Here is a 2,682-nt window from a genome sequence, read left to right on the forward strand (position 1 = left end):
ATGATGAAGTCCGGGTCGGGGAGCGCTTTCTCGGTGGCCGCGGGGGTGAGGTAGCCACCGTGCTGGCGGAGCGACGGGAGAACGTCGTCGAATACCCAGGCTTCGAATTTCTGCGCTGAAGGCAGTTTGCTTGAAGCGATTAGCCTATATAGGTCGCCTTCAGTAATGAAGCGGATTTGTTGGGTTCCGCCTGCCGTCTCAAGGGGGTAACGAATTGGCCCCCCCTTGCAATGGTCTCGAATAGCTTTGCTGGGGTTTTCATATCCAAGCGCAGTCGCTACGTCTTTACCGCAAAACAAGACCTTGCCGTTCTGCTCCAGAGTACGAACCTCGCCAAAATTGGCATTAGAAAAAGTCTGAATATTAGTAGTCATTTGGTTAGACACTCCCTGCATAGTGTTCGGTCGATCAGTCGGGTTGGGCTGGTGTTTGTTGCGTCAGCTATTGCGAACATGGTTTTGACGCTCATGTCCCGTTTCCCTGCGAGGATTCGATGCAGGGTGGTTGGGTGAATGCCCGCTTTGATTGCGATGTCTTTCTTGGTTTTCCCTGATAGGGCTATCGCACCCTCCACAGACCTCAATAGTGCCTAATAGCTTTCTAACATTGCCATGTGGCTACAGTAGTAGACATGTTGGTTATCCGTCAAGTTATACATTGAAGCCCCCTAGTGACTGAAACTAGCTAAATGGCTATACTGGTGACGTGCGCAGTATTGAAGAGGAAAAAGAGGCCGCCCAAAAATTCACGGCCATGACCGGGGCGGCGATAAAAGCCGCTGCCGCATTCGCCGGCAAATCCATCAAACAACTCTCGCGGGAAACCGGCGTTGAATATGTGACCCTTGGGCGATACCTCAACGGCAAAAGGGATATACCTCTTTCGGTTATTTATCGTTGCTGTAGCCACCTTTCGATTAGTATTCCCGGATTGTTTACCGACGTGTACGCGCGCATGGGCTGGATTAAAACCGAGTTCCGCCCCCGCCCTTAGGGTGCCATCCTCTGTTGCGACGGTGCGAACATTGGTATCCTCATAGGTAAAGGGAATTACCTCGTTCATCGTGTGTTCCTTTCCGCCCTCGCCTACTGCTGATAGGTGAGGGCACTTTTCTAAGCTGCGGGGATGTTGGACTCTTCAGCACGGCGCACGAGTTCGGTTGTTTTTGTGTCGTCGTTCTGGCTGTTTTCGTATTCCTCAGCGCGCCGTACCAGTTCTGATGCGTTGACGTTGAGTACGTGAGCGATTGAGAATAAGTCGGTACTGGATATAGGCCGCGTGCTAGTTAGCTTTCGCTGGATGTTTTGTCGCGATGTGTTCAGCAGTTCTGCAAGGACTGCATATGTCACGCGACGCCTGCCTAATTCAGCTCGGATCTCTGCATTGAGGTTCATTCTTCCTCTCTATTGTCACCATATGGTGACATCTGGATTAAAAAATATGTCGCGAATGCGATGTTCTTATCGTGTCACTGTTTGGTGACAGCGTCAAGTTAGTTATTTACGGCGTGTCACTATTTGGATACACTGACAGTATGGAAGCCCGAGACCATGCCTTGGAATTAAATGCCCGCGTGGCCAAAATCCTCTCCGATCGACGCGATCAACTGGGTCTGTCGCTACGACAGATTGAGCAGAAATCAGGCGTTAACTATATGACCGTTAAGAGGCTCCTTGACGGGACAAGAGAAATGCGTATGGATGATTTTAGAGCCATAGCGAGCGCTCTAGGGCTATCTGCCTGGCGCGTGGTACAACAAGCTGAACAGGGTACCGATACCCGCAAGCCTGTTCCCGTCATGCGCGAGGCGGAGCGGTCGCTCGAAGAGCAAGCAGACGAACGTTCGAAGCCCGCCGACGTTGTCGACTTCCCACGAGCGCGTGAAGAGGACTTACCCGACTTCACCAAACTCGCCGCACGCAAAGTCACCAACCGCCCAGAATGGGATGCAATTCAAGCGCTTAATGACATTGGTGAGGAGTCTCAGGATCCCGGGGACTATGAATAGTGAATTCAAGCTCCTCAAATGGCCACCCGGACGCGCCTGGTCTCACTAGGTGCAAGAAGGAGGAAGCATGGACATTTTTGACGAACTCGGCATTGACGTAACCGACGAAGGAACGATCAACGCCATCAACATGTACTCACAACTCCGCCAAGTCACACGCGACCTCGTCAAAATCCGTAAAGAACGCGGACTACGCCAACAAGACATTGCTGACGAACTCATGATCTCGCGCCAAGCGGTGGCAAAGATTGAAGACCCGAGTGGTAATCCAAAGATTTCCACTCTTATCACATACGCCATCGCCGTAGATGCAACAATCGAAATAAAGGTGAAGAAGCGTCAGGGTCTAGTTGACGAACAACTCCCACAAGTTCCCAACAAGAAACGCCAAAACCAACAGGCACAACACCGTGATAAACACCCAGTCACTGATCAGACAAACCTTGTAAAAGACAGGAGAACACTCGACCATGGCATCAACGCGAGAAAACTTCATTTGACGCCGAGAAACCCGTACTTCCGCATACGCCAAAAACAGGCCAAGTAAAGGGCGCAGACGCATCATATGAACAATCGCCTGAGACGTTGTATCCCCAGCCGCCTGAAGTTCTGACGGGTAGGCTGACTCAACCTTCGCTGGCGCTGTGTTCTTCGCAACCCGCTCAGCCTTCGAC

General features: G+C 51.6%; 6 protein-coding genes. 3 read left to right on the forward strand and 3 right to left on the reverse strand.

The window, feature by feature from the left end; genetic code table 11:
* Both QZT94_RS01685 and QZT94_RS08880 read right to left on the reverse strand, forming a co-directional pair.
* Positions 1–374: Bro-N domain-containing protein (locus QZT94_RS01685; protein WP_296773118.1), on the reverse strand; the 374-nt coding region annotated here is incomplete at its 3' end.
* Positions 371–574 (reverse strand): helix-turn-helix transcriptional regulator, encoded by a 204-nt coding sequence (locus QZT94_RS08880; RefSeq protein WP_363928420.1) that lies wholly within the window; start codon positions 572–574, stop codon positions 371–373. The genes QZT94_RS08880 and QZT94_RS01685, both read right to left, overlap by 4 nt.
* A gap of 131 nt (positions 575–705) precedes the next feature.
* On the opposite strand from QZT94_RS08880, the gene QZT94_RS01690 reads away from it, so the two are divergent.
* Entirely contained in the window at positions 706–993 is a 288-nt protein-coding gene (locus tag QZT94_RS01690) for a helix-turn-helix transcriptional regulator (RefSeq protein WP_296773120.1), read from the forward strand.
* Positions 994–1,112: 119 nt separating this feature from the next.
* Here QZT94_RS01690 and QZT94_RS01695 read toward each other — a convergent pair whose 3' ends face one another.
* Complete coding sequence (locus QZT94_RS01695) at positions 1,113–1,394, reverse strand: helix-turn-helix transcriptional regulator (protein ID WP_296773122.1); 282 nt, start codon at positions 1,392–1,394, stop codon at positions 1,113–1,115.
* A gap of 140 nt (positions 1,395–1,534) precedes the next feature.
* Between QZT94_RS01695 and QZT94_RS01700 the strand changes: the two genes are divergently transcribed.
* On the forward strand, positions 1,535–2,008 hold the full coding sequence (locus QZT94_RS01700) for a helix-turn-helix transcriptional regulator (protein ID WP_296773123.1): 474 nt from the start codon (positions 1,535–1,537) through the stop codon (positions 2,006–2,008).
* 67 nt (positions 2,009–2,075) lie between these two features.
* The gene (locus tag QZT94_RS01705) at positions 2,076–2,555 is read left to right on the forward strand and encodes a helix-turn-helix transcriptional regulator (protein ID WP_296773125.1); all 480 of its coding nucleotides are present in this window, start codon (positions 2,076–2,078) and stop codon (positions 2,553–2,555) included.
* Positions 2,556–2,682 lie beyond the last annotated feature (127 nt).

The organism is Varibaculum sp. (genome assembly GCF_008661855.1).
Classification (GTDB): domain Bacteria; phylum Actinomycetota; class Actinomycetes; order Actinomycetales; family Actinomycetaceae; genus Varibaculum; species Varibaculum timonense_A.

Bases quoted from the DNA above. Each gene is read 5' to 3' on its own strand.
- QZT94_RS01695 (WP_296773122.1), bottom strand. From the start codon at position 1,394: ATGAACCTCAATGCAGAGATCCGAGCTGAATTAGGCAGGCGTCGCGTG.
- QZT94_RS01700 (WP_296773123.1), top strand. From the start codon at position 1,535: ATGGAAGCCCGAGACCATGCCTTGGAATTAAATGCCCGCGTGGCCAAA.
- QZT94_RS01705 (WP_296773125.1), top strand. From the start codon at position 2,076: ATGGACATTTTTGACGAACTCGGCATTGACGTAACCGACGAAGGAACG.